The organism is Mesorhizobium sp. M1227, assembly GCF_040318315.1.
Taxonomy (GTDB): Bacteria; Pseudomonadota; Alphaproteobacteria; order Rhizobiales; family Rhizobiaceae; genus Mesorhizobium.
Window position 1 is genome coordinate 1 of sequence record NZ_JAMYLZ010000126.1, and the last position, 517, is coordinate 517.

The 517-nt window shown below is 63.2% G+C and carries 1 protein-coding gene; it reads right to left on the reverse strand.

The features are described 5' to 3' along the window. The coding region (locus tag NKH28_RS34405) for a hypothetical protein (RefSeq protein ID WP_352981478.1) at positions 1 to 517 on the reverse strand (517 nt) is incomplete at both ends.

The following is a 517-nucleotide window of genomic DNA, read 5'->3' on the forward strand; positions in this document are numbered from 1 at the left end:
GATGGTGCCGTCGGCAGCGATGGCCGCATCGGTGCCGTAGCGGGTGACGGCGGTCAGGCGCGAGGCGTTGGAGAACGGCGCCTGGTCGTAGGTCAGCTTGTAGGCGCTGCGCAGTGCGCCAGAGACCGTGACGCCGATGGCCTTGACGCGCTGGCTGGTCTCGGAGATGTCGCGGCCATTGCCCATCAGGATCAGGTCGGGACGTGTCTCCAGATAGAATTTTACGACAGTGCCGTTGTAGCTGATCGTATCGGGGTAACAGACCGGGCTTGCCGGACAGGTGTAGCTGTAGGCGACGCTGTTGCCATTGGTGTCGGTGACCGAGGTCAACAGCCAGCGATAGCTTTGGGCCAGATCATAGGCCGGCGTGCCGACAGGTGGGTTCAGGTTGGCGACGGCAGCGACCGAGCGGAAGGTCGAGACGGTGCCGTCGCGATCGGTCACCTTCCATTCATTTGTGGTGCCGTTCAGCGCAATGCGGCGATAGGATTCATTCTCCGTCGCATGGGTGCCGCCG